Origin of the sequence: Sphingomonas sp. SORGH_AS_0870, assembly GCF_031453175.1 — a bacterium.
Classification (GTDB): Bacteria; Pseudomonadota; Alphaproteobacteria; order Sphingomonadales; family Sphingomonadaceae; genus Sphingomonas.
In genome coordinates this window covers 3,484,115-3,507,518 of sequence record NZ_JAVIYW010000002.1, presented here as the reverse complement: position 1 = coordinate 3,507,518, position 23,404 = coordinate 3,484,115, and the positions used below count along the sequence as shown (strand labels likewise).

Annotated in this window: 22 protein-coding genes; 11 read left to right on the top strand and 11 right to left on the bottom strand. The window is 67.6% G+C overall.

The window, feature by feature from the left end; all coding sequences use genetic code 11:
- Positions 1–5: 5 nt before the first annotated feature.
- Positions 6–518, bottom strand: coding sequence for an N-acetyltransferase (locus tag QE363_RS16250; protein ID WP_309696924.1), 513 nt, complete (start codon positions 516–518; stop codon positions 6–8).
- A gap of 134 nt (positions 519–652) precedes the next feature.
- Between QE363_RS16250 and QE363_RS16245 the strand changes: the two genes are divergently transcribed.
- Both QE363_RS16245 and QE363_RS16240 read left to right on the top strand, forming a co-directional pair.
- Positions 653–1,021, top strand: a complete 369-nt coding sequence (locus tag QE363_RS16245) for a dihydroneopterin aldolase (RefSeq protein WP_307100345.1) — start codon at positions 653–655, stop codon at positions 1,019–1,021.
- A gap of 7 nt (positions 1,022–1,028) precedes the next feature.
- The gene (locus QE363_RS16240) at positions 1,029–1,316 is read left to right on the top strand and encodes a Rossmann fold domain-containing protein (RefSeq protein WP_309696922.1); all 288 of its coding nucleotides are present in this window, start codon (positions 1,029–1,031) and stop codon (positions 1,314–1,316) included.
- Here QE363_RS16240 and QE363_RS16235 read toward each other — a convergent pair.
- Positions 1,292–2,137 carry a hypothetical protein gene (locus QE363_RS16235; RefSeq protein ID WP_309696920.1) on the bottom strand — a complete coding sequence of 282 codons (846 nt, stop codon included), beginning with the start codon at positions 2,135–2,137 and terminating at the stop codon, positions 1,292–1,294. The genes QE363_RS16240 and QE363_RS16235 overlap by 25 nt on opposite strands.
- A 262-nt stretch (positions 2,138–2,399) precedes the next feature.
- Here QE363_RS16235 and QE363_RS16230 point away from each other — a divergent pair, with 262 nt between their 5' ends.
- From QE363_RS16230 to QE363_RS16200, 7 genes are all read left to right on the top strand, one after another.
- Positions 2,400–3,080 (top strand): energy transducer TonB, encoded by a 681-nt coding sequence (locus QE363_RS16230; RefSeq protein ID WP_307100339.1) that lies wholly within the window; start codon positions 2,400–2,402, stop codon positions 3,078–3,080.
- Positions 3,081–3,131: 51 nt separating this feature from the next.
- A complete protein-coding gene (locus tag QE363_RS16225) occupies positions 3,132–3,923 on the top strand; it encodes a MotA/TolQ/ExbB proton channel family protein (RefSeq protein WP_307100337.1) in 792 nt (263 codons plus the stop codon).
- A gap of 102 nt (positions 3,924–4,025) precedes the next feature.
- Positions 4,026–4,499 (top strand): biopolymer transporter ExbD, encoded by a 474-nt coding sequence (locus QE363_RS16220; RefSeq protein ID WP_307100335.1) that lies wholly within the window; start codon positions 4,026–4,028, stop codon positions 4,497–4,499.
- A 34-nt stretch (positions 4,500–4,533) separates the two neighbouring features.
- Positions 4,534–4,959, top strand: a complete 426-nt coding sequence (locus QE363_RS16215; RefSeq protein ID WP_307100333.1) for a biopolymer transporter ExbD — start codon at positions 4,534–4,536, stop codon at positions 4,957–4,959.
- A gap of 356 nt (positions 4,960–5,315) precedes the next feature.
- Entirely contained in the window at positions 5,316–5,666 is a 351-nt protein-coding gene (locus QE363_RS16210) for a tetratricopeptide repeat protein (RefSeq protein ID WP_309696915.1), read from the top strand.
- Positions 5,667–6,539: 873 nt separating this feature from the next.
- Positions 6,540–7,166: an SOS response-associated peptidase family protein gene (locus QE363_RS16205; RefSeq protein WP_309696913.1), complete on the top strand. Its 627-nt coding sequence runs from the start codon at positions 6,540–6,542 to the stop codon at positions 7,164–7,166.
- Positions 7,167–7,168: 2 nt separating this feature from the next.
- Positions 7,169–8,170 (top strand): MBL fold metallo-hydrolase, encoded by a 1,002-nt coding sequence (locus tag QE363_RS16200; protein ID WP_309696911.1) that lies wholly within the window; start codon positions 7,169–7,171, stop codon positions 8,168–8,170.
- A gap of 43 nt (positions 8,171–8,213) precedes the next feature.
- Here QE363_RS16200 and QE363_RS16195 read toward each other — a convergent pair whose 3' ends face one another.
- A complete protein-coding gene (locus QE363_RS16195; RefSeq protein WP_307100324.1) occupies positions 8,214–8,765 on the bottom strand; it encodes a phosphoribosyltransferase in 552 nt (183 codons plus the stop codon).
- A 99-nt stretch (positions 8,766–8,864) separates the two neighbouring features.
- The gene (locus tag QE363_RS16190) at positions 8,865–9,878 is read right to left on the bottom strand and encodes an adenosine deaminase (protein WP_309696908.1); all 1,014 of its coding nucleotides are present in this window, start codon (positions 9,876–9,878) and stop codon (positions 8,865–8,867) included.
- Between the two features lie 278 nt (positions 9,879–10,156).
- Between QE363_RS16190 and QE363_RS16185 the strand changes: the two genes are divergently transcribed.
- The gene (locus tag QE363_RS16185; protein WP_309696906.1) at positions 10,157–11,521 is read left to right on the top strand and encodes a nucleobase:cation symporter-2 family protein; all 1,365 of its coding nucleotides are present in this window, start codon (positions 10,157–10,159) and stop codon (positions 11,519–11,521) included.
- 26 nt (positions 11,522–11,547) lie between these two features.
- On the opposite strand, the gene QE363_RS16180 is transcribed toward QE363_RS16185, so the two are convergent.
- Together QE363_RS16180 and QE363_RS16175 are read right to left on the bottom strand one after the other, a co-directional pair.
- Entirely contained in the window at positions 11,548–12,639 is a 1,092-nt protein-coding gene (locus QE363_RS16180; RefSeq protein WP_309696904.1) for a purine nucleoside permease, read from the bottom strand.
- 59 nt (positions 12,640–12,698) lie between these two features.
- Positions 12,699–15,185: a TonB-dependent receptor domain-containing protein gene (locus QE363_RS16175; protein WP_309696902.1), complete on the bottom strand. Its 2,487-nt coding sequence runs from the start codon at positions 15,183–15,185 to the stop codon at positions 12,699–12,701.
- A gap of 238 nt (positions 15,186–15,423) precedes the next feature.
- Between QE363_RS16175 and QE363_RS16170 the strand changes: the two genes are divergently transcribed.
- Positions 15,424–16,344: a LysR family transcriptional regulator gene (locus QE363_RS16170; RefSeq protein ID WP_309696900.1), complete on the top strand. Its 921-nt coding sequence runs from the start codon at positions 15,424–15,426 to the stop codon at positions 16,342–16,344.
- Here QE363_RS16170 and QE363_RS16165 read toward each other — a convergent pair.
- Genes QE363_RS16165 through xdhA form a run of 5 tightly spaced genes read right to left on the bottom strand, consistent with a single transcriptional unit; the run spans position 16,326 to position 23,404 of the window.
- Positions 16,326–17,477, bottom strand: a complete 1,152-nt coding sequence (locus QE363_RS16165; RefSeq protein WP_309696898.1) for a nucleoside hydrolase — start codon at positions 17,475–17,477, stop codon at positions 16,326–16,328. The two genes, QE363_RS16170 and QE363_RS16165, sit on opposite strands and share 19 nt — an antisense overlap.
- Positions 17,450–18,739, bottom strand: a complete 1,290-nt coding sequence (guaD, locus tag QE363_RS16160) for a guanine deaminase (RefSeq protein ID WP_309696897.1) — start codon at positions 18,737–18,739, stop codon at positions 17,450–17,452. The genes QE363_RS16165 and guaD overlap by 28 nt, the downstream gene beginning before the upstream one ends.
- A gap of 2 nt (positions 18,740–18,741) precedes the next feature.
- The gene (gene xdhC, locus QE363_RS16155) at positions 18,742–19,677 is read right to left on the bottom strand and encodes a xanthine dehydrogenase accessory protein XdhC (RefSeq protein WP_309696895.1); all 936 of its coding nucleotides are present in this window, start codon (positions 19,675–19,677) and stop codon (positions 18,742–18,744) included.
- Between the two features lie 11 nt (positions 19,678–19,688).
- Positions 19,689–22,001 carry a xanthine dehydrogenase molybdopterin binding subunit gene (xdhB, locus tag QE363_RS16150; protein WP_309696893.1) on the bottom strand — a complete coding sequence of 771 codons (2,313 nt, stop codon included), beginning with the start codon at positions 21,999–22,001 and terminating at the stop codon, positions 19,689–19,691.
- Positions 22,001–23,404 (bottom strand): xanthine dehydrogenase small subunit, encoded by a 1,404-nt coding sequence (gene xdhA / locus QE363_RS16145; protein WP_309696891.1) that lies wholly within the window; start codon positions 23,402–23,404, stop codon positions 22,001–22,003. Before xdhA ends, xdhB begins: the two co-directional genes overlap by 1 nt.

Below are 23,404 nucleotides of genomic sequence, written 5' to 3'. Positions count from 1 at the left end.
CGGCCTCAGCCCGCGGCGCTCAGCATGCCGGGACCGGCCGGCACATCGGGGCCGCGCGCCAGCAGCCGGTGCCGCTCGACCGGGCCGGGTAATCGCCAGTCCGCCGTCCGGTCGGCGGTGAAGCCAAAGAAGCGGCCATAATATTCCGGGTCGCCGATCAGCATCATCGCGCGGTCCAGCCCCTGTTCGGTGGCGGTGGCGAGCATGTGCGTCAGCAGGCGGCGGCCCAGTCCGTCCCGCTGATGATCGGGGGCGACCGCGACCGGGCCGACCATCACCATGGGATGCACCCCGCCCGCATCGTCGGCGAGCGCGACCGGCCAGCACTGGATCGAACCCAGCAGCGCGCCGTCCTCGTCCAGCGCGGCAAAGCAGAGCGAGGCGATCGCCGCGACGGTCCCGCGCACCTTATAGGCGGTCCGCGCCTGGCGCCCCGGCGGAAAGGCGCGGTCGAGCAGCGCCTCCACGGCGGCGGGATCGACCCTGTCGAGCGGAACAAGGGCAGTCGTCTCGGTCACAACGGGTGGGGTCCGATCGCGGCAGAAGGAGAGGGGAGAATGCGCGCGCCCTTAATCCGCTCCTCGGCGGATGCAAAGCCCTGCGGCTCCGCGCCGCCACTTCCCTTGCGCGTGGGCTCTGCTAGAGCCCTGGCATGGAAGACCGTCTCCAGCTCGAAGTCCACGACCTCGAAGTCCAGGTGCTGACCGGCATCTACTCCGAGGAAACGCATCTGCCGCAACCGCTGCGCATCTCGCTGACCGTCGATCTCGACTGTCCCGCCCATTATGCGCCCGACACGCCGCTGGGCGAGTCGAAGAATTATCTCGACCTGAAACATGCCGCGACGCAGTTGCCCGAAGGCGTGCATTTCACGCTGATCGAGGGGGTTGCCGACCATATCTGCGACACGCTGTTCCTTCAGGACAAGCGGGTTCGGCGCGTGAAGGTGAAGATCGTGAAGCTGGCCATCGCCGAGGATGGCGAGGCGATCGGCATCACGCTGGTCCGCCACCGCCGCTGATCGGGGCATGACCGCGCGGCGAATCGACGTGGCGCCGGGGGACGATGTCGCGGCGCTCGTCGCGGCGAATCCCGGCTGCGACCTGATCCTGGTGCTGCGCCCCGGTCGCGATCCCGTGGCGCAGGCGATGGCGGAGGCGGCGATCGGGCCGCTCGCGGTCGCGGCTGCTCCCGATGCGCGGATCAATGCCGTGATTTGCCGCGATACCGCGTCCGATCAGGCGGTCGCGGCGGCGGTCGCCTATCTCGCCGCCGCGCACGCCGTCACGGGTCAGTTGCTGACGCTGGGCAGCTGACGCTCGCGGACGCAGGGGCCGAGCTTCTGGATGACGAAGCGATAATCCTCCTGCGCCGCCTGGGCATCCTGCGGCGAGAGCGAGGCGGTGCTGCGATCGGGCAGCGATTCGGGCAGCGCGCAGGCCAGCCGGTACCAGAGCAGCGTATCGCGCGCGGGCGGGGCCGCCGATTCGTCGACGATCTCGCTCAGCGCCACGGCATAGCGGCGTTCCTCGCCCGGACGCCGCAGGACCGACAATGAGACCGGGCGATTATTGGCGGTGGTGAGGAATATCTGCGTCTCGCCTTCGCCGGGCAGGCTGCCCGCCACGTAAAAGGCATTGCCGACGCCGGTGATGACCGGCGGCGCGTCCGGCGACAGCGCATCGCGCGCGATGGTCCGGCTGCGCTGCTCGGTATCGGGCGTCCAGGGCAGCTGCGCATCGGGCGCGACCAGTTGAAGCTGGTCGGGGGCATTGGGCACCCGCCGTGCGTAGATCAGCACGCGCATCTTCTTCAGCCGCGGCGCGCGGCCCCGCGCGTCCGTCGCCGCATCGTAGAGATAGCCGACGCGCGCCGGCAGGCCGCCCGATCCGCGGATCAGCGTGCCGACATCGGCCTCGACATAGAAACGCTGCCGACCGGGGGCGACGCCGGCGGCCTCCGGCCCCTTGATCGCGGCCGCCGAGCGGATCGTCACGTCGGCGATCACCGGGGCCGACAGGACCAGGTCGGCGAGGTCGGCATAGCCGGGGCCTGTTTGCGCTACCATCGGATCGCCCGCGCGCACCGACGGCGCGGTCGCCACTTGCGCCCCGACCGGGCCTGCAAACGATAGCATCGCGGCCGCGATGGTGGTAGCATGGAGGGCGTGGGAGAGGGGTTTCATCGCTTCGCGCTACTCCTTCGTGTATTAACGGTACAGAAATAATTTTGTCATGGCGTGCTTGTACGTTTATTACGTCCGACAAACTGATTGCACCGCGCCAGCCGTGACGATAGGGTCCGAGGCTCTGCCGCATGCGTGAGCGCATGGCAGGAGTTTCCCACGTCCCCACGCTACGGCGAGGCGAAACTGGCAGACTGAGGAGTTTCGTTGCTGAATGGCCTATACTGACCAGAAGATGTCCGGGGGCAAGGTGGTCGCGATCGTTATCGTCGTGCTCATCCATGCTGCCCTGGGCTACGCCTTCGTCACGGGACTGGCATACCAGTACGTGAAGAAGGCGACCGAAAAGCTCGACACGTTCAACGTGGAGGAGCCGCCGCCCCCGCCACCGCCGGATGAACCGCCGCCCCCGCCGCCGGAGCAGCCCAACCTGCCTCCGCCGCCGACCACGGTGGTGACGCCGCCGCCGATCGTCAACGTGCCCTCGCCGGCGCCGACGATCTCGACGACGAGCATCATCCCGCTCAGCCAGCCGACCGCACCGCCGGCCCCGCCTGCGCCGCCGGCTCCGCCCGCGCCGCCGCCTGCGCCGACGGTCTCGAAGGCTGCCGGTCTGCGCGGTAACCCGGGCCAGTATTTCGGTCCCGACGCCTATCCGCCCTCGGCCCAGCGCGAAGGCGCGGAAGGCCGCGTGTCGGCCAAGCTGTCGATCGGCACCGATGGGCGCGTCACCGACTGCACGATCCTGTCGGGCAGCGGCAACCGGGCCCTTGACGATGCCACCTGCCGCATCTCGAAGGCGCGCGTGCGTTTCACGCCCGCCCAGGACGCGGCCGGCAACCCCGTCGCATCGTCGTACACGCTTAACATCCGTTGGCAGCTGCCACAGGAATAACGGCTAAAAGCCGATCACACCCAACGCTTTAGTCAGAGGACCTAACCAATCATGCTCACCACCATCCTCGCCGCGGGCGGCGCTGCGGCCGGTGCCGAAAATCCGTACGGCCTCGGCCAGGCTCTGAAAGAGGGCGGCCTCATCTCGCAGTCGGTGTTCACCATCCTCTGCCTGATGTCGATCGTGTCGTTCTACATCCTGTTCTCGAAGCTGTTCGAGCAGCAGAAGATCATCAACCAGGCGAAGCGCGTTCGTCAGGGCTTCTGGTCGTCGAACTCGCTGCGCGAAGGTTCGGCCAAGCTCGAGAAGAACTCGGCCTACAAGCAGATCGTCGACGACGGTCTGGCCGCTCAGGACCAGCATTCGAAGCTGACCGATCCGGTCGAAGCGCATGACTGGCTGCACGGCTCGCTGGCGCGTTCGGAAGCCGCGATCAACTCGAAGCTGGGCGGCGGTCTCGCCTTCCTGGCGACCGTCGGTGCGACCGCGCCGTTCATCGGTCTGTTCGGTACGGTTATCGGCATCTACCGCGCGCTCATCAAGATCGGCTCGTCGGGCCAGGCGTCGATCGACGCGGTCGCCGGTCCGGTCGGTGAAGCGCTCATCATGACCGCGCTGGGTCTCGTCGTCGCCGTTCCGGCGGTGCTCGCCTTCAACTGGCTGCAGCGTCGTAACAAGGGCATCGCGGAAGACCTGTCGTCGTTCTCGAACGACGTGCTGGGCTTCCTGGCCTCGAACGGTGCGGTTCGTCCGGCCGTTGCCGGTGCCAAGCCGACCGCCGTCAAGGCGACCCCGGCGACGACCACGGCCGGTCAGGCCGGTGGCGTTCAGACGCGCGCCTGAGCCTAAGGGGGCGGGGACCGGCCGTTCGCGGCACGGCCCCGCCACCCCCCGTCGACCCGGCTCCGGGACGGCGAAAGAATGCATGGATAGGATAGCTCTCTCATGGCGATGAGCGTTGGCGGGGACTCCGCCGAGAAACCGATGTCGGAGATCAACACGACGCCCCTCGTGGACGTCATGCTGGTTCTCCTCATCATCTTCCTGATCGCGGTTCCGGTCGTGATTCAGACCGTTCCGCTCAAGCTGCCGAGCGTCCGCTTCGATCCGACGACGACGAAGCCGGAAAACGTCTCGCTTTCGGTGACCAGCGAAAATGGTCAGTGCAAGGTGTATTGGGGCCTCAGCCCCGTGACCTCGACCGAGCTGCGTGACAAGGCGGTTCAGAAGCTGAAGGCCGAGATCGAGCGGCTTGGGCCGAACATCACGCCCGATCAGCTGCCCGAGGCGCATATTCGCGGCGACGTGAATACGCCGTATCGGTGCATTGGCGGCACCATCTACACGATGCAGCAGGCCGGTTTCGCCCGTGTCGGCTTCATCTCCGAGCCGCCCCCCGGCGGCAACCCCCGCGCCTGATCGGCCGGGCGGACAGAATAGGAGTTAGCACGCCATGGCAATGAGCGCCGGATCCGATGATGGCGAGCCGATGATGGACATGAACACGACGCCGTTGATCGACGTCATGCTCGTGCTCCTCATCATGTTCATCATCACCATCCCGATCCAGACTCACGCGGTGAAGGTCGACCTGCCGGTCAACTCGAAGAACAACACGCCCGTCGTGAACAGCGAGAAGAACAAGGTCGGCATCGACGCCGCCGGTACGGTGACCTGGAACGGCACGCCGGTCGACGAGGTGACGCTGCGTCAGTATCTCGACCAGACGGCGGCCATGAACCCCGAGCCGGAACTGCACTTCCAGCCGGCCCCCGACGCCAAATATGTCAAGGTCGACGAGATCCTGGCAGTCATCAAGCGTTCGGCGGTCAGCAAGCTCGGCTTCATCGGCAACGAGCAGTATCGCAACGACTTCTGATCGAAGCGATCCCGTTCGTGACGGACCAGGGCGGCCTCTTCGGAGGCCGCCTTTTTTATGCCCGGGGGCAGGGGTTGAGAGGCGGGGCGTGAGCGCGGCCGAGTACGGAGGGCGTCGCGCTGGTGCCGGAGACCGGCGGGGGCAACGGGGCCCCATGATCACTATTGGCTATCCTGCGATGATCGGCCTTAGGCGAACGGGGCCATCACCTGTTGTCTTCGGGAAGAATTTCCCCCGACGCGTCGGAAATCCGGTGTCGCCCGACCATCGGCAACGCCTTCGGCCCTTGCGGGGGTTTCACAAAAATGACAACATGCCGTCATAAAAGTGAAACATGGAGAAGGGCAATGCGTGGCATGTCTTTGGCTCTGATCGTCGCGGCGGCGGGTATGGCAGCCCCAGCCATCGCCCAGGATCGCTGGCCGCAAAGGACGGGCTATCAGGAGATCGCCGCCGGGAAGCTGGTAGCAGCGGAGCGGACCCTGCTCCAGGAGCGCCGGGCCAGCCCCGACAGCCCGGAACTGATGCTCAACCTCGCCGCAGTCTATGCCCAAACCGGACGCGCGTCCGAGGCGCGATCGCTTTATGCGGCTGTCTTGCAGGAAAAGCCGATTGCCATGGACATGCCTTCGGGCGCGGTGATTTCCTCGCACCGCGTCGCGGAGACGGGCCTTCGCCAACTGAACCGGACATTCGCTTCGCGCTGAAGCGAGAAGGGGTAGGTCGGGTTCGAATCTGCCTTAGTGTCGCGCGCCGGGTGAGACGATCGCGGGAAGTTCGAGGGCCATGCCTGAACCCGGCCGTTGACCGCACTCGGGCCGAACGGAGTGGGGCAGCATCTCCGATAGTGGGGTTTGGCGCGCTCTGTTGTCCCGCGCCCCGATATATCCCGCGGCGATGTCGAAGGCCGATCGCCATTCAGCAATGCCTTTCCTTCCCTCGCCCCTTGCAGAGGGGAGAGGGTTGCGGAGACTTGGTCTTTGCGTAAGCAAAGGCTTAGTCGGAGCTGGGTGAGGGGTGGGCGCTCGCTTTGGGAGCGCGCGAGCCTTTGGGCTCGCTCGTCCCCTCACCCAAGCTGCGCTAGCCAGCAGGCTGGCAAGCTTCGCTAACCCTCTCCCCTGTCCAGGGGAGAGGGAAGAAGAAGCAGTACTGAATGTCGATTGGCCTTAATATTGCTGGATAGGCGGCGTCCGCCATCATCCCGGCGATTTGCACCGTCGTCCTGCCCTTGGCGGGGTTCCTCCGCCAGAGGCGGCCCGTTGCCTAAGGGGACCCACCCCGGCAGAGGCCGGGGTGCAGTCAGGCGATGATTAGAGCAAATCACAATCCCCGAACGGGATCGCCGCTTTCGCTGAATGGCCCTGAGGGGAGTTTCGCCGGGGAATACCGGCAGCGAAGTAACAGGCCGATGGCCTGACGGAGAATGTCCCAGCCAACAGTCCGTAGCCGGGGCTCGCGATCCGGTCTTGCGACAGGGGAGCGCGTTATGCGTCGCCATAAGGCTCGCGTTCGCACGCGACGCAGGGTGGTCGGCACGGAAGAGGCTTGTCTGCTGCCACCGACCGTGATCGAACAGCGGAATGTGCAATCTTTACAGCATCAAGGTGGATCCCCGAACCTATTTCGACGCGCTGGGCGCGACGGAGGACGCGGCCAATGGGCTGGCGGTGGAGAAGGATTACGCCGCTCCCGGCAAGCCCGCTTATGTCGTCCGTCTCGAAGAGGGCCAGCGGGTGCTGAGCACGATGCGCTGGGGTTTCCCGACCCGCAAGCCGCGCAAGCGGCCCGCGCGCGAGGGAGAATTGCCTTTCCTCTACGACTGGTGGACCAATGCCCGCAACATGCAGAGCGGCATGTGGAAGCCTTGGCTGACGAACGCCCAACACCGATGCCTGGTGCCCTTCACCCGTTTCTCCGAGCCCAAGGCTGCCGCCGATCGCCAGGGTCCAGGCGACATCCATTGGTGGTTCACCGTCGAGGATCAGGCGGTGCCGTGCTTCGCCGGGCTGTGGAAGGTCGACCGGGATCATGACCGGGTCTATGCCTTTTGCACGACCGAGCCCAATCCGCTGGTCGCGCCCAAGCATCCCAAGGCGATGCCGGTCATCCTGTCGGCCGAAGATCAGGAAGGCTGGCTGACCGCGCCGGTCGAGGAGGCTCTGGCCATGCTGACCGCCTATCCCTCGCAATTGATGCGCGTCGCCTGACCATGGCCCGCAACCGCTATTATGACGGTCCGCCGAGCGACCATTTCGACGGCACGCGCTTCTTCAATCCGGGCCAGGCGAGCACCGATCGCGGACTGCGCGCGATCCTGCGCTGGAAGCTGGCGGGCGCTGCCGCCAAATGGCCGGTGACGGTGCCGGTCACGCCAGCGATGCCACGGCCGCGCGTCGATGGCCTGTCCGTCACTATGGTCGGCCATGCCGCGATGCTGGTCCAGGCGGCGGGGGTGAACATCCTCACCGATCCGGTCTGGTCCGAGCGTGCCAGCCCCTTCCGTCGCGTGGGGCCCAAGCGTGTCACCGCGCCGGGAATCCCGTTCGAGTCCCTCCCGCCGATCGATGTCGTGCTGCTGAGCCATGCCCATTACGACCATCTCGACATCGCGACGCTGCGTCGCCTTCACGCCGTGCACGATCCGCTGATGGCGATGCCGCTGGGCAATGATGCGGTCGTCCGCGCCGCGGTGCCGGGCGCGCGGTGCGTGACCGGCGACTGGTGGGATCGGATCGACCTCGGCAACGGCGTTGCGACGACGCTGACGCCCGCCAACCACTGGTCAAATCGCTGGCCGAGCGACACGCGGATGACATTGTGGAGCGGCCATTATCTGGAGACGCGCGCGGGCATGATCTGGTTCGTCGGCGACACCGGCTATGGCGACGGGGCCATTTTCCGCCAGGTGGGCGAGCGGCTGGGAGCGCCCGACGTCGCTCTCATCCCGATCGGCGCCTATGAGCCGCGATGGTTCATGGCTGCGCAGCATGTCGACCCGGCCGACGCGGTGCGGATCTTCACCGATGTCGGCGCAGGGCGGGCGCTCGGCATCCATTGGGGCACGTTCCAGCTCACCGACGAAGCCCGCGATGCGCCGGTCGAGGAACTGGCGGCGGCCCTCGACGCCGCGCGTATCCCGCGCGATCGCTTCGTCGCGGTCGAGCCGGGCGGCGTCTATCATTTCGGCCGGGCCCTGGAGACATCGCGCTGAACCAACATGAGCCCCTTCCCCGGAGGGGAGGGGCAATCTCGTGTCAGCGCAGGATGATGTCGGCGCCGTGCTTGTGCTCGCGAATCTCCGCCTCGGTCAGCCCGTTGATCTCGTGCGGGAAGATCAGCCAGTCATTGGTCTGGTGGACGAAGAAATCGGGCTTCAGGTCGGTCACGTTGCGAGAGGGTTTGTAATAGACGGTCGCGACCTTCACCTCGTCCGGGATGTTGTTCCGGCACCGCTCCTTCAGTTCCTTCAGGACCGCGCGGATCGAGCGCCCCGAATCGAACACGTCGTCGATCAGGAGCAGCCGATCCTCGGGGTTGAGCACATCGACCAGATAGCCGAGGCCATAGATGCGGACCTGCGGGTCCTGCTGGTCGATTCCCGTGTAGGAGGTGGTGCGGATCGCGATGTGATCGCTCTGGACGCCGCGATATTCGAGCAGTTCCTGGACGGCGATGCCCACCGGCGCGCCGCCGCGCCAGATGCCGACGATATGGGTCGGGCGAAATCCGGAGTCGAACACCAGATTGGCCAGGCGGAACGAGTCCTCGAGCAGGCGATCGGCGGACAGATAGACTTTGGTGACCACGAAACTTCCATCATCCTTGTTGGGCCGACCGGGTCTATTCCTGCCCGAAGCCGGCGCTCGTCTTCTACCCCCTGGCGTCGCCAGGGCAACCGTCGCCGCTTATCCGGAACGCTGCGCGAAAGTGTCGAGCCGCGCGAGATGCGCCGCGATCGCGGCATCGTCCAGAAACGATCCGAGGAAGCTGTTGCGCGCCAGCGTCACCAGATCGGCGCGGGACAGGGCCCGGGCTCGGGCGACCGCCTTGTAATTGTCGCCGACATAGCCGCCGAAATAGGCGGGATCGTCCGAATTGATCGTCGCCCGCAGGCCCAGGCGCAGCATCCGGTCGATGGGATGGTCCGCCATGTCCCTGACCACGCACAGCTTGTGGTTGGACAGCGGGCAGACGGTCAGCGTCATCGCCTCCCGCGCGAGGCGGGCGGTCAATAGCGGGTCCTCTAGCGCGCGATTGCCATGGTCGAGCCGGTCGATCCCGAGCAGATCGAGCGCCTCATGGACATAGGCGGGCGGGCCCTCCTCCCCGGCATGCGCCACGCGCTTGAGGCCCGCATCCCCGGCGGCGGCGAACACGCGGGCGAATTTGGATGGCGGATGGCCGACCTCGGACGAATCGAGCCCTACGCCATCGATGCGGTCGAGCCATTTTCCGGCCTGGTCGAATGTCGCGAAGGCGGCGTCCTCGTCCAGATGGCGCAGGAAGCACAGGATCAGCTTGGACGTCAGGCCATGGCGCTGCTTCGCCGCGGCCATCCCGGCCAGCAGCCCCTCCATCACCACGTCGAACGGGATGCCGCGATCGGTATGCGTCTGCGGATCGAAGAAGATTTCGGCATGGACCACGCCATCGGCCGCCGCCCGGTCGAAATAGGCGACCGCCAGATCGTGAAAATCCTCCGCCGTCCGCAGCACGTCGGCGCCCGCATAATAGATGTCGAGGAAATCCTGCAGATTGGAAAAGGCATAGGCCGCCCGAACCTCCTCCACCGAACGGAACGGGATGGAAACCCGGTTGCGGCGCGCGAGGTCGAACATCAGCTCGGGTTCGAGGCTGCCCTCGATATGCAGATGCAGTTCGGCCTTGGGCAGCGCGGTGATGAAGTCGTCGTCGGTCATGCGGGCAGGCTCCATCGGCCGGGATTGGCGGGCGCGGGCGTCATCATGCGCAATCGTGCATACAGGCGATAGCCCGGACGCGCGATTTCCGATGCCGTTCGCGAGGAAACGGCATGGCGGGCCGGGAGCGATGCCTTTTCTCGATCGCTCCGTTCCAGAATCGGCGCTGGTGGCGGCCGCTTCGATGTCGATACGATGACCGTCATCACCTCATGGACAGACGGAGATCCAAGCCCATGCAATCGGCGACACGGAAGTTGCCCCTGGCAGGCCAGGACATGTCCGATCCGTCCGTCGCGCCCGCGATCGACCGGGCCGGGGACGGCGTCGACGCGGTGCTGCCCGCGCGGCGGCTGGTTCCGCTGGCCTGTCAGCATGTCCTGGTCATGTATGCCGGGGCGGTGGCGGTGCCGCTGGTCGTCGGCCGCGCGCTGGGCCTGCCCCCTGCGGAGTTGGGCATGCTGATCAGCGCCGATCTGGTCGCCTGCGGGTTCGCGACGCTGATCCAGACGCTGGGCCTGCCGCTGGTCGGGATCCGCCTGCCGATCGTGATGGGCGTGACCTTCGCCTCGATCAGCCCGATGCTGGCGATGATCGCCACCGGCAAGGCCGATGGCACGCCGCCCGCCATGGTCCTGCAAGGCATTTACGGCGCGGTGATCGTCGCCGGGCTGTTCGGTTTCCTGATCGCGCCGTTCGTCGGCCGGGTGTCGCGGCTGTTCCCGCCCGCCGTGACCGGAACGGTGATCCTGTCGATCGGGCTCAGCCTGATGCGGGTCGGCATCAACTGGACGGCGGGCGGGCAGCCGACCGATCCCGGATATGGCGCACCGGCGCATCTGCTGCTGGCGCTGCTGACGCTGGCCATCGTGCTCTGCCTGATGCGCTTCGGTCGCGGTCTGTTGCGAAGCGGCGCGGTGCTGGCGGGGACGGTGGTCGGTACGATCATCGCGGGCGCGACCGGCCAGGTCGATCTGACCCAGGTCCGCGAGGCGCCGTGGTTCGCGCTGGTACGCCCCTTCCAGTTCGGCTTGCCGACCTTCGACCTGCCCGCGTCGATCGCGATGTGCCTGGTCATGATGACGGTGATGATCGAATCCTTCGGCATGTTCATGGCGGCGGGGCAGATGGTCGGTCGGCCGATCGACCGGCGCCAGATGGTGCGGGGCCTGCGCGGTGATGCGGCCGGTACGCTGTTGGGCGGCATCTTCAACACCTTTCCCTATACCTCCTTCGCGCAGAATATCGGCTTGCTGAGCATCACCGGCGTCCGTTCGCGCTTCGTATGCGCGGGGGCGGGGGTGATCCTGTTGACGCTGGGCGTCTGTCCGAAGCTGGCGGCGCTGGTCGCGGCGGTGCCCTTGCCGGTGCTCGGCGGGGCGGCGCTGGTCATGTTCGGGATGATCGCCGCGACGGGCATCCGCATCCTGGGGTCGGTCGAGCTGACCTTCGAGCGGCTGGTGACGATCGCGGTGTCGATCGCCGTCGGGCTGATCCCGGTCCTGTCCGACCGCTTCTTCCAGGCGATGCCGACCGCGCTCGCCCCGCTGCTGCATTCGGGGATCGTGCTGGCATCGATCAGCGCGGTCGGGCTGAACGCCTTTTTCGGCAACCGGACGAGCGGCGACGACGCGGTGGCCTGACCGCGCCGCGCGAGGGCGGCGGCGCATCACCGCGGCGGGGTCGTGGCGTAGCGATCCCAATGGGACAGCAATTCCTCCACCACCCGATTGCCGACCCGGTAGAGGCTCTCGACCGACGCGTTCAGCCCGGCATAGCCCTCATTCTCGCGCAGCAGATAGTCGGCGGCGGTCACCCCCGGCGGCGGCATGGTATAGTTGCTGCCCGTGCGCAGGACGAGGACGCGGTCCTTGTCGACCCGGCCGATCTTCGAGAGATAGGCGATCGCCTGGAGCGTGCCGGTTTCCTCCATCGCGCTGGTGACGAAATTGCCCTTGCCCTGGGTGAAGTAACGGGTGTGATCATTGGCCCAGCGATTGAGCAGCGCGCCGTGCCAGAAGGTCATCGCCGAAAACTGGTCGCCGATCAGGACGAAGGGCGGCTTTCGCGCATTGGGATGGTCGGTATAGCGGGCGCGTTCGCGCGCGATCCCCGGATTGTCGGGCAGCGGCACGTCGCGCGTCAGCCGATAGGCCCATTCGGTCAGGCCGGGGTTCAGCGCGAACACCTCTCCGCCATCGGGCCGGGGCGGGGCGGGGTCGTTGGGGCCCTTGCGGTCGATCGGGAAATAGCCGCTCTTCCAGTCGGCGGGTATCTCGCGCGCGTCGATCTCATGCGCCAGATCGCCGTCGACGCTGTAGCGCGCCCAGGCCGCCGAGCCGATCGAGGCGTCCTCGGGATCGATCCCCGCGATCCCGGCGACCAGCCAATAGGCACGTGACAGGTCCAGCCGCGTGTCGAGGCCCAGCGCGGTGATCGCGGCGGCGGATCGGACCGAGCCGACGCCGGTGACGACCCCCAATATCTGCGTGTCTGGGTTGTAATAAAGGTCGTGATAGCCGTGCGGGAAGGGGATGCGCTGGCGCAGATCGCGCCGCGTCTTCCACAGCTGGAACTCGCCCGCGACATCGCCTTCGTCCTTGCCGATCTCGAACATGGTGACGACGACCATCCGCACCGGCAGGGGGCGGGGGCAGGGGGCGGCGATGGTGCAAAGCGACGGCGGCGTGGCAGGTTGTGGGGCGGGTTGCGGGGCGGGGGCCATGGCGGCGAGCAGCAGCCCGGTGACGAGAGGGTTCATGATCGATACTCCGGCGGGACGGGGACGCGAACGGGCGGCTCGCCTCCCCGACCGCTCATTCAGAATTTATAGACGGCGGAGGCCAGGAAGCTGCGCGGACGCTCGGGCAGGACGATGGTGCTGCCGAACAATTCGGTGAAGTTGGCGCGGAAATAGCGCGCATTGGTCGCGTTTTTGACGACCAGGCGGAACAGCCAGGGGCCGGTCTGATACGAGGTCGACAGATCGACCAGCGTATAGCCGGGCAGCCGCACCGCCTGCGACTGGCCCGAAAAGACCGAGTCGACCTTCACCACACTGCCGCTGACCGACAGGCCGTTGTCGAAGCCATAGGTCGCGGTGGCGGAATAGAGGTTGGCGGGAATGCCCGCGCGCCGCGCCTGATTGCGGTTGTTGATCGGCACCAGGCCGATCGGCTGGCCGCCCAGATAGAGCGTCGGGTTGGTGACGTTGACCAGATCCTCGATGCCGAAGAAGCTGAAGAGCGAACCCGCTTGCAGGCCGGTCAGGTTGACGACCTCGGTATGGGTATAGGCGCCGGTCACGAGCAGATGCCGATCGACCGCCCAGCGGGCTTCGGCCTCGACCCCCTTGGTCTCGACCGCCTGGTTGACGGTGATCGACTGGATGTTGAAGTCGGTCCGGTTCTGTTTGTAGACCGAGAGCGCCGCATAGAGCCGCTCGTTCAGCCAGCTTCCCTTGATGCCGCCTTCGTACAGGCGGGAGGTCGACATGAAGCCCGATGCCACCGCCTCGGGCAGCACCTCGGCGCCCTGGCCGACGACGATGGTCGCCTGCTGCGACGCGGTCGCATAGGGGATCAGTCCGAAGGGCAGCTTGTACGACGCGCTGGCGGTCCACGACCAGCCATCGTCGCTGCCCTTGGCCGAGGTCCGGGTCGGCACCCGGTCCATGACGGTCGGATCATAGCGCGACGCGGCGTCCACCTTGTCGTACCGCCCGCCCAGCAGCAGATCGAGCCCGAAGTCGAAATCCAGATCGACCAGCGCGGCCAGGCCAAAGTCGGTGGTGTGGCCGAAGACCCGGTCGGTATAGCCGCAATTGCACTCGTTCGCGAGCAGCCGGTTCGACGCGGGCGTATAGCTTTGCGTCAGGTCGACTCGGTGGAAATACTCGTAATCGAAATCATCACCGTAATCAAAATTGACATAGCGGACCGACGGCGAGAACTGACCGGACAATTTGCCGATGTCCGTCTTGATCGACTTGGCGATGACGATCTTGTCCTCGATCACATAGGATTTGACGCGCTGCGAGAAGCCGTAATCATTGTTGTTGATATTCTGGGTATGGTCGAAAAACAACTGGTTCTTGATGGTCAGGTCGCTCGGTCCATCGAAGGTGATGTCGTAATAGAGCGTGGTCTGCTTGTTCTCCAGCTTGTCGTTCGGCCCGGTCAGCACGTTGCGGCGGCTGAGCGTCGTCGTGCCGGTGTTGACCAGGTTCAGCTGCGGATAGGTCTGGGTGAAACAGGCATTGGTGAAGCCGGTGGCGAACGCGCTGAACGTGCTGTTGGGACAGGTGTAATTGCCGAAGATCGACAGGCCGCCGGGGATGGATGCGTTGATCTCGCCCTGCGAAATCTGGCCGTCGCCATTGGTGTCGAGCGGCTTGGCGGTGCCGGTGATATAGGTGCCGTTGTCGACCAGCTTCTGCGTCAGGCGATTCCAGCCGCCATTCTGCTGGCCCTTGAAATTCTGGTACTGGCCGCCGAACTCGATCTTGATCCCGTCGGTCAGCTCATGGTCGAACGCGCCCTGCAGGATCGTCTGCCGGGTCGACATGTTGCGGTAATAGCTGCCCGAATCCTCGACCTCGGCATAGAGGCTATAGCCCAGATCGGCGCCCGCCAGGTGCAGCGGCCCGCGCACCTCGGCGCGCAGGTTGTTCCGGTCCCAGCTGCCGCCCGTATAGCTCACCTCGCCGGTCGGACCGCTCAGCAGCGCGCCGCCCGCGACCCGCGCCGATTTGGGCACGAAGTTCAGATAGCCGCCCGTCTTGGACGGGCCATAGATGGGCGAGGCGGGGCCGCGGACGATGTCGATCCGGTCGGCCGCCGCGATCGGCGTCGGATAATTGCCCGCATTGTCGAGGCGACGGACGCCGCGAAAATAGGTCTCGCCCGGCGTGCCGCGAATGTCGAGCGCGCCGCCCACCCCGAAAAAGGAGTTGGTGAAGGTGCCGGGCGACTGCGCGACCAGATCATAGATGTCGGTGATGCCGAACCGCTCGATCTGTTCGTCGCTGATCGTCGAGGCGGAGCGCGGCGTTTCGACCAGCGTCTTGTCGAACCCGAAGACCGAGCCGACATCCTTGACCGGCAGCGCGTCGAGCGATCCGGTGACGACGATCTCCGCGCCGTCCTGCGCGGCGGGCTGGGGCGGGGTGGCCGTCGTCGCCTGCTGGGCGAGGGCGGGCGTGGTCATCGCGGTCCCGCACAGCAGCGACAGGAGCAAAGCGATCCCGGTGCGGCGTCCCCGCCCGGGCGCGCGCGAAATGGTCGATAGCGAGCAAGCAAGCGTCATCAGTGTCAGCCCCCCATGTGACGCCCGGCCCATTCCCCTGGGCCGGTCCGTCGCTGTTTGTCCCTGATCTCTCCCCCGTGATCGCGGCGGCGTCTGGGCCATCGTCGTCACGCCGGTCCGTATTGCGCGGCAATCGCACGGTGGCCGCGTCATGATACCGAACCAGCAGTTGACCTACGGGCCGGGATCGTTGCATTCAAACGCAATGATGACGACGATCCGTTGCATAAATTAGAGCATGCCCGCCCTATCGCGCTTCATCCGATATTTCATGGCGGTCGGACGGCTGGGCTCGATCCGGCGCGCCGCCGATGAGCTGGCCGTCTCGGCCTCGGCGATCGACCGACAGATCCTGAATGCCGAGGCGCGGCTGGGGGTGCAGCTGTTCGAACGGCTGTCCACCGGCCTGCGGCTGACGGCGGCGGGCGAGGTAATGATGGCGGCGGGCGGACGCTGGCAGAAGCAGCTCGGGGACACGCTGGCCCAGATCGAGGACCTGCGCGGGCTGAAGCGCGGCCATGTCGACATCGCGGTCATCGACGCGCTGGCCAAGGGCTATATGCCCGCCGCGATCCATGCGATCCAGCAAAGCCATCCCGGCATTACCATGGGGGTGCATGTGCTGGGCAACGAGCAGGTGCGGCGCGCGATCGCCGCCAATGACGTCGATTTCGGCATCCTGTTCGACCCGCAATCCTATCAGGATCTCACGGTCCGCGCCTTTGTCGACGTGGTGCTGGGCATCGTGTCGCCGCCGGGGCATCGGCTGGCGGGGCAGCCGGAGATTCGCTTTTCCGATTGCGACGGCGAATCGGTGATCCTCCCGGCCGCGCCGCTGGCCGTGCACCAGCAGGTCGCGGTGCTGGAGGCGACGTCGGGTGTCACGCTCAACCGGCGCGTGACGTCAGACAATATCCAGATGATCGCGTCGCTGATCGAGCAGGGCGACAGCGTCGGCATCCTGACCTCGCTGGACGTATCGACCGAGGTGCGCACCGGATCGCTGGCGTTCACGCGCATCGCGGACAAGGTGCTGCGCCCGATGACGCTGGCCCTGTGCACCGCGACCGCGCGCACGCCCTCCTATGCCGCCGCGATGGTGCTGCGCGAGATCGAGGCGGGCTTCACCCAGTTCGCCTATCAGCCCCCTGCGGCCTGAGGCTGGGTCGGACGGGCCAGCAGCCGCAGCATCAGCGCCTCCAGCCGGGCGGGATCGACGGCGCGGATCACCTCCGCGCGCTGTTCGCCGATCCCCGGCTGATAGCCAGGGCTCCACGACAGCATATCGCCGTAACCGGGCCCGAACTGCGTATCGTAATCGACAAAGGCGGTGTCGCGCGTGGTGACGATCTTGGGCTCGAGCCAGACCGCGGCGGCGATCTCGTCCCACATCGGAAAGCCGGGTTCGAGCGACCCGATCCAGCCTGCCATGGCGGGCGGCGACACCGCGCGCAGCCGCGCGATCAGCGCGGGCGTCAGCTCGGTCGCGGTGGACGGGTCGGCGGGGACGACGGTGATGTGCCGCCACGGGCTGCGCGACACGATGCTCGCCGCCTCGGGATCGAAGCGCGCGTTGAACTCGCGGCGCGGCGAATGGACGAATTCGCGCGCGAACTGGCTGGCCGACACCCCGTCCCTGACCTGACGGGGATTGAGGCTGCCGCCCATATAGACCAGCTCCTTGGCCAGACCGGCAAAGGCGGGGTCGAGCCGCTGCGCCAGCGCCAGATTGGTCAGCGGCCCCATCGCGATGATCGTCACCTGTCCGGGATGCTCGTGCACCATGCGCAGCAGGAAATTGGCGGCGATCTCGGGCGAGGGGCGCGTGGTCGGATTGCCGCCGGGCAACGCGACCGGATCGTCGGCGCGGTGATAGGGCGGGGTGCTCTGTTTCGTCGGCTCGACCCATTGGCGCATCCAGGCGCCCTTCCAGGTCAGCTTGCCGTACAGCGCCTCCCAGCGTTCGGTCAGCACCTCCGAATTGACCAGCGGATAGGTCGCGCCTTGTGCAACGGGCACGCTCCGGCCCATTCGCTCGACGCCCTTGAGCGCCAGGGCGGTGGCGCGGTTGGCCCAGACATTGCCGGTCACGGTGGTAATGCCCAGCACCTCGACATCGGACGCGTCGAGCAGCATGACATGGCCCAGCCCGAAGCCTTCGTCGTCGATGACGACCAGGCGGCGGTTCTCCTGCGCCTGCGCGGGCATTGTCGCCGCGAGCAGCGCCATTAAACATCCAAGAAGCTGCAACCCCAGCTTGCGCATCAGCCGATCCCCCGATCCCAGGCGCATTCGCCCATCACATAGGTACGCCGCACGGTGCGGTCGTCGCCCAGCACCTGCATCGCGAACAGCCGCGCGGCCAGGTCCGCGCCTGCGGTCCGCCGCGCGAGGAGTGGCGTGGCGGCTTCGTCCAGCACGACGAAATCGGCCTCCTGTCCGGGCAGCAGCGCCCCGACCCGGTCGCCGATGTTGAGCAGCGCCGCGCTGCCCGCCGTGGCGAGATAGAGCGCACGGAACGGATCGAGCCGCAACTCGCGCGCGAGCGCCGCCTGATAGGCGACCCCGGCGGTGTGGAGCATCGAGAAGGACGTGCCCGCGCCGATATCGCTGCCCAGGCCCAGCCGCAGCCGGTCCGCGTCCGCCTGCCCGAAATCGAAGAAGCCTGACCCCAGGAAGAGATTGGAGGTTGGGCAGACCGCGATTCCCGCCCCGGCCTCGGCCAGCCGCGCGCAGCTCCGGTCGGTCAGGTGGATGCCATGCGCGAACACCGATCGCGGGCCGACCAGCCCGAACCGGTCATAGACGTCGAGATAGTCGTGCGCGTGCGGGAAACGCTCCGTGACGGCGGCGCATTCGTGGCGGTTCTCGGCCAGATGGGTGTGCAGCAGCACATCGGGGTTCGCGTCCAGCAGCGCGGCGGCCTGTACGAGTTGTTCGTCGGACGAGGTCAGCACGAAACGCGGCGTCACCGCATAGCCCAGCCGCCCGCGCCCGCGCCATCGCTTGATCAGCGCCTCGCTATCCGCACGGGCGGTCTCGGGCGTGTCGCGCAGGCCGTCGGGCCCCAGGTCCATCAGCACCTTGCCCGACAGGATCCGCATCCGCCGGTCGAGTGCGGCCTGGAACAGCGCGTCGACCGATCCGGGGTGGACGGTCGGGAAGACCAGCGCGCTGGTCGTGCCGTGGCGGAGCAGCTCGGTCAGGAAGGCATCGGCGACGGCGGCGGCATGGGCGGGATCGGCAAAGGCTTTTTCGGCCGGGAAGATATGGCGTTCCAGCCAGTCGAGCAGCTGTTCGCCATGCGAGGCAATGCGGTCCATCTGGGGATAATGGACATGCGCGTCGACAAAGCCGGGGACGACGATGCCGGGCAGCTGCTCGACGGCGACGCCGTCGAACTGCGGCGCGAGCGTCGCATAATCGCCGCGCGCCACGACCAGCCCGTCCTCGACCGCGAGCAGCCCGTCAGGCTCATGCCGGATCGCGGTCGGATCGTCGCGGGGATCGGCACCGATCGACAGCAATTCGGCGCGGAAAAGGCGTAGGGTCATGGTCACTCGGCAATGACAGGGTGGGGGGCGGGCTCGCGGCCCAGCGCGAGAAGTTGGGCCAGGACCGACAGCGCGATCACGTCGGGTTCCTTGCCGGTAATCGCCGCCAGCCCGATCGGGCAGGTCAGCCGGGCGCGGGCTTCGTCCGGCACGTCGTCGCGGGTCAGCCGGGCGAGGAAGCGGGCGCGCTTGGTCGCCGATCCGATCAACCCGACAAAGGCCAGCGGCGGGCGCGTCAAGGCGGCGCGGGTCAGCCGGTAATCGAGCCCATGGTCATGGGTCAGGATCAGCACCGCCGCCTCGGCGGGGGCGTCGGCCAGACAGGCGGGCAGGCGATCCTCGTCGACGATCGTCACGCCCTTCAGCTCCTGCATCGCCGTGCGGCTGTCGAACCAGGCGAGCCGCAGCGGCAGGCCGACCGACTGACGCGCGATGGCCTGGCCGACATGACCCGCACCGAACAGATAGAGCGGCCGATGCCACTGGCCGAGCCGCTCGGCCCAGCATGCGCCCGCGCCGGGGCGTTCGCCGCGTGCGGACAGCGCGACGATTGCCGCCGTCGGGTCGACGGTGCGCGTGATGCCCGACGGGTGCAGCATGGTGGTCAGCGTCGCGCCGAGGATCGCCGTCTCGATCCAGCCCAGCGCATCGGGGTCGATCCGCTCGATCAACAGCCGGACGCGCCCGCCGCAACATTGGCCGAGCAGCGGCCCGAGCGGATAATCCTGTATCCGCCAGGTGCCGGGTGGGTGGGCCAGGATCGCGCGGGCCTGTTCGATCGCCTGATGCTCCAGCGCGCCGCCGCCGATCGTGTCGAAAGCGGCGGCGTCCGTCACCACCATCCGCGTGCCCGCTCCGCGCGGTGCGGACCCCTCGGTCGCCAGCACCGTGACCAGCGCGATGCTCTCGCCGGGTGTGGCGGCGCGCAGCTTGGTCATCCACAGGGCGTTCATGCGCGGTGGGCGGCGATCGCGCGCAGGATCGCCTCGGGCGTGGCGGGCGCGTTCAGCGGCGGAAAGCCGCGCCGTTCGGGCGCGGTGGCGGCCACCGCCTCGCCCAGCGCAGAGAGCACGCACTGGGCCAGCATGAACGGCGGCTCGCCGACCGCCTTCGAGCGGTTGATCGTCGGCTCGACATTCTCTCCGTCCCACAGCGCGACCCGAAACCGGTGCGGGCGGTCGGCGGCGGTCGGGATCTTGTAGGTGGCGGGCGAATGGGTCAGCAACCGGCCATCCTCGGCGAAGACCAGTTCCTCGGTCGTCAGCCAGCCCTGGCCCTGGAGGAACCCGCCCTCGATCTGGCCGAGGTCGATCGCCGGATTGAGCGACCGGCCGACATCGTGGAGGATATCGACCGCCAGGACGCGGTGTTCGCCGGTCAGCGTGTCCACCACCACCTCCGCGCACGCCGCGCCATAGGCGAAATAGTAAAAGGGGCGCCCGCGATGCGCCGCACGGTCATAGGCGATGTCCGGCGTCGCGTAGAATCCGGTCGAGGACAGCGACACCCGCGCCAGATGCGCCTTGCGGCACAGCGTGTCGAAGGGGATCGTCTCCGCCCCCGCGACCACCCCGGCCGGGGTGAAGCGCACCGCCTCCACCGCACAGCCGCCGATTGACGCCGCCACGCCCGCCAGCCGCTCGCGGATGGTGCGCGCCGCCTCGAACGCCGCCATGCCGTTCAAATCGGCCCCCGACGAGGCGGCGGTGGCGGAGGTGTTGGGCACCTTGTCGGTGCGCGTCGCGGTGATGCGCACCTTGGTCACCGGCACGGCGAAGACGTCCGCCACGACCTGCGCGACCTTGATGTACAGGCCCTGGCCCATTTCGGTGCCGCCATGGTTCAGCTGGATGCTGCCATCGGCATAGACATGCACCAGCGCGCCCGCCTGGTTGAGATGGGTGGTGGTGAAGCTGATCCCGAATTTCACGGGGGTCAGCGCGATGCCCTTCTTCAGTACCGTGTGGCCAGCGTTAAATTCGCGGATAGCGGCGCGGCGCGCGTCATAGTCGCTGTCGCCGCGCAACCGGGCGATCAGCGCGGGCGCGATATTGTCGGCGATCGTCATGCCATAGGGCGTCACGTCGCGCCCCGGCGCGTAGAGATTGGCGATGCGCACCTCGAGCGGATCGCGGCCGAGCGCGGCGGCGACCGCATCGATCACCCGCTCGATCGCCAGCATCCCCTGCGGCCCGCCGAAACCGCGAAAGGCGGTGGCGGAGACGGTATGGGTCTTCAGCCGTTCGGAGACGATCTCGATCGCGGGCAGCCAGTAGCAATTGTCCGCATGGAACATGGCGCGGTCGTTGATCGCGGGCGACAGGTCGACCGTCGCCCCGCACCGCGACGCCAGCCGCAGCACCAGTCCGACGATCCGGCCCTCGTCGTCGAAACCGACGTCATAGCCGACCTCGAAATCGTGACGCTTGCCGGTCAGCACCATGTCGTCGTCGCGGTCGCAGCAGAATTTGGCGGGGCGACCCGTCTTGGCGGCGACCAGAGCGGCGGCGGCGGCGAAGGGGGCCGCCTGCGTCTCCTTGCCGCCGAACGCGCCGCCCATGCGACGTACCTCGACCGTGACGTCTGCCGACGTCACGCCCAGCAGGTCGGCGACCAGATGCTGGACCTCGCTGGGATGCTGGGTCGAGCTGGTGATATGGATCTGCCCGTCCTCGCCGGGACGCGCGAGCGCGACCTGCCCCTCCAGATAGAAATGGTCCTGCCCGCCCATCGCGAACCCGCCGGACCGGCGATGCGGGGCGGTGTCGAGCGCGGCGGCGGCATCGCCCCGCGCCATGCGCTGGGTCGGCTCGATCAGCGAGGCGGCGGCGCGGGCGTCCGCGATCGACAGCAGCGCGGGGCGGGGGGCATAGTCGATCCGTCCCAGCCGCGCCGCCCGCCGCGCCGCACCCCGACTGGTCGCCGCGACGAGGAAGACCGGCTGGCCGCGATACAGGACTTCCCCGTCCGCGAGCAGCCGGTCGTCATGCGCGACCGGGCTGACGTCATTATGCCCCGGAATGTCGGCCGCGGTGAAGACCGCCACGACGCCCGGTGCGGCGCGCACCGCCGATAGGTCGAGCGCGACGATTTCGGCATGCGTCTCGCTCGACTGGCCGAAGGCGAGGTGGAGCAGATCGGTGGGCTCGGGCTCGTCATCGACATAGCGCGCCGCGCCGGTGACATGCAGGACCGCGCTGTCATGCGGTAGCGAGGGCTTGAGGATCGGCTCGGCGGCGGGGGTCGTAACGGGATCGGCCATCAGACCGTCTCCCGGACCGAAACCGGCTCGCCCTGTTCGCGGTGCCACAGCCGCCACAGCAGATTGCCCGCCGCTTCGTGGCGATAGGCCGCGCTGCCGCGCACATCGGTCAGCGGCGCGAAATCCTCGCGTAGCGCGGCGACGGCGCGGGCGATCGTCGCTTGCGAAAAGGATGCGCCGGTCAGCGCCGCCTCGCAGGCCGGGGCACGGCGCGGCGTCGCCGCCATTCCGCCGAACGCGACCCGCGCCTCGGCGATGACGCCGTCGCGCAGCGTCAGCGCGAAGGCGCCGCACACCGCGGATATGTCGCTGTCGAAGCGGCGAGACAGCTTGGCGATATGGATGATCGCATCGGGGGCGGGGCGGGGGATATGGATGCGCTCGATAAACTCGCCGGGCGCCCGGTCCTGGCGGCCATAGCCGAGGAAATAATCCTCAAGCGCCAGCGTCCGCCGCCGATCGCCGCGACGCAGCGTCAGCGACGCGCCCAGCGCGATCAGCGCGGGCGGTCCGTCGCCGATCGGCGAGCCATTGGCGATGTTGCCGCCGATCGTACCCGCATTGCGGACCTGCAACCCGCCGATCCGTCGCACCAACTCGCCCAGATCGGGATGCAGCCGCCCGAGCGCGTCATGCGCCTCGGCATAGCGCACCGCCGCGCCCAGCGTGACCCCGGCGGCACCCTCCATGATGGTGCGCAGTTCGGGCACGTCGCCGATGAAGACCGGCGTGTCGATGTCGCGCAGTCCCTTCGTCACCCACAACCCGACATCGGTGGCCCCGGCGATCAGCCGCGCATCGGGATGGTCGAGCAGCAGCGCGGCGAGCTCGTCGGCCGATCGCGGTGCGAACCAGTTTGCTTCTGTCGGCTCTGGGGCCGTCCGAAGGTCGCGCAGCGTAGCGGCCAGTCGTGCATCGTCGCGGTCGATCCGGGGCGCGTCCTCGGCGGCGGCGAGGATCGGGCCATAGCCGGTGCACCGGCACAGATTTCCTGCGATCACATCGGCGACCGGCAGCGCATGCCCCGCCGCGCCCACCGCGCGGCCATAGAGCGACATGACGAAACCTGGCGTGCAGAAGCCGCATTGCGAACTGCCGTTGCGCGCCATGCACGACTGGAGCGGGGTCAGCGTCTCGCCGCGCGACAGGCTTTCGACGGTCAGCACCGCCTTGCCGTCGATCATCGGCAGGAACAGGATGCAGGCATTGACCGCGCGCCACGCCATGCCCTCTCCGTCCGGCTCGCCGACCAAGACGGTGCAGGCACCGCAATCCCCCTCGGCGCAACCCTCCTTGGTGCCGGTGCGGCGCAGGCGATAGCGGAGATGGTCGAGCAGCGTCGCGGTCGGCTCCGCGTCGGCGACCTCCACCACCGCATCGTCGAGAAGGAAGCGGATCGTCAT

Bases quoted from the DNA above. Each gene is read 5' to 3' on its own strand.
- QE363_RS16175 (WP_309696902.1), bottom strand. From the start codon at position 15,185: ATGACGCTTGCTTGCTCGCTATCGACCATTTCGCGCGCGCCCGGGCGG.
- QE363_RS16230 (WP_307100339.1), top strand. From the start codon at position 2,400: ATGGCCTATACTGACCAGAAGATGTCCGGGGGCAAGGTGGTCGCGATC.
- QE363_RS16220 (WP_307100335.1), top strand. From the start codon at position 4,026: ATGGCGATGAGCGTTGGCGGGGACTCCGCCGAGAAACCGATGTCGGAG.
- xdhB (WP_309696893.1), bottom strand. From the start codon at position 22,001: ATGGCCGATCCCGTTACGACCCCCGCCGCCGAGCCGATCCTCAAGCCC.
- xdhA (WP_309696891.1), bottom strand. From the start codon at position 23,404: ATGACGATCCGCTTCCTTCTCGACGATGCGGTGGTGGAGGTCGCCGAC.
- QE363_RS16215 (WP_307100333.1), top strand. From the start codon at position 4,534: ATGGCAATGAGCGCCGGATCCGATGATGGCGAGCCGATGATGGACATG.
- QE363_RS16240 (WP_309696922.1), top strand. From the start codon at position 1,029: ATGACCGCGCGGCGAATCGACGTGGCGCCGGGGGACGATGTCGCGGCG.
- QE363_RS16245 (WP_307100345.1), top strand. From the start codon at position 653: ATGGAAGACCGTCTCCAGCTCGAAGTCCACGACCTCGAAGTCCAGGTG.
- QE363_RS16225 (WP_307100337.1), top strand. From the start codon at position 3,132: ATGCTCACCACCATCCTCGCCGCGGGCGGCGCTGCGGCCGGTGCCGAA.
- QE363_RS16200 (WP_309696911.1), top strand. From the start codon at position 7,169: ATGGCCCGCAACCGCTATTATGACGGTCCGCCGAGCGACCATTTCGAC.
- QE363_RS16210 (WP_309696915.1), top strand. From the start codon at position 5,316: ATGTCTTTGGCTCTGATCGTCGCGGCGGCGGGTATGGCAGCCCCAGCC.
- QE363_RS16190 (WP_309696908.1), bottom strand. From the start codon at position 9,878: ATGACCGACGACGACTTCATCACCGCGCTGCCCAAGGCCGAACTGCAT.
- xdhC (WP_309696895.1), bottom strand. From the start codon at position 19,677: ATGACCAAGCTGCGCGCCGCCACACCCGGCGAGAGCATCGCGCTGGTC.
- QE363_RS16165 (WP_309696898.1), bottom strand. From the start codon at position 17,477: ATGCGCCTGGGATCGGGGGATCGGCTGATGCGCAAGCTGGGGTTGCAG.
- QE363_RS16170 (WP_309696900.1), top strand. From the start codon at position 15,424: ATGCCCGCCCTATCGCGCTTCATCCGATATTTCATGGCGGTCGGACGG.
- QE363_RS16205 (WP_309696913.1), top strand. From the start codon at position 6,540: ATGTGCAATCTTTACAGCATCAAGGTGGATCCCCGAACCTATTTCGAC.
- guaD (WP_309696897.1), bottom strand. From the start codon at position 18,739: ATGACCCTACGCCTTTTCCGCGCCGAATTGCTGTCGATCGGTGCCGAT.
- QE363_RS16235 (WP_309696920.1), bottom strand. From the start codon at position 2,137: ATGCTATCGTTTGCAGGCCCGGTCGGGGCGCAAGTGGCGACCGCGCCG.
- QE363_RS16185 (WP_309696906.1), top strand. From the start codon at position 10,157: ATGTCCGATCCGTCCGTCGCGCCCGCGATCGACCGGGCCGGGGACGGC.
- QE363_RS16180 (WP_309696904.1), bottom strand. From the start codon at position 12,639: ATGAACCCTCTCGTCACCGGGCTGCTGCTCGCCGCCATGGCCCCCGCC.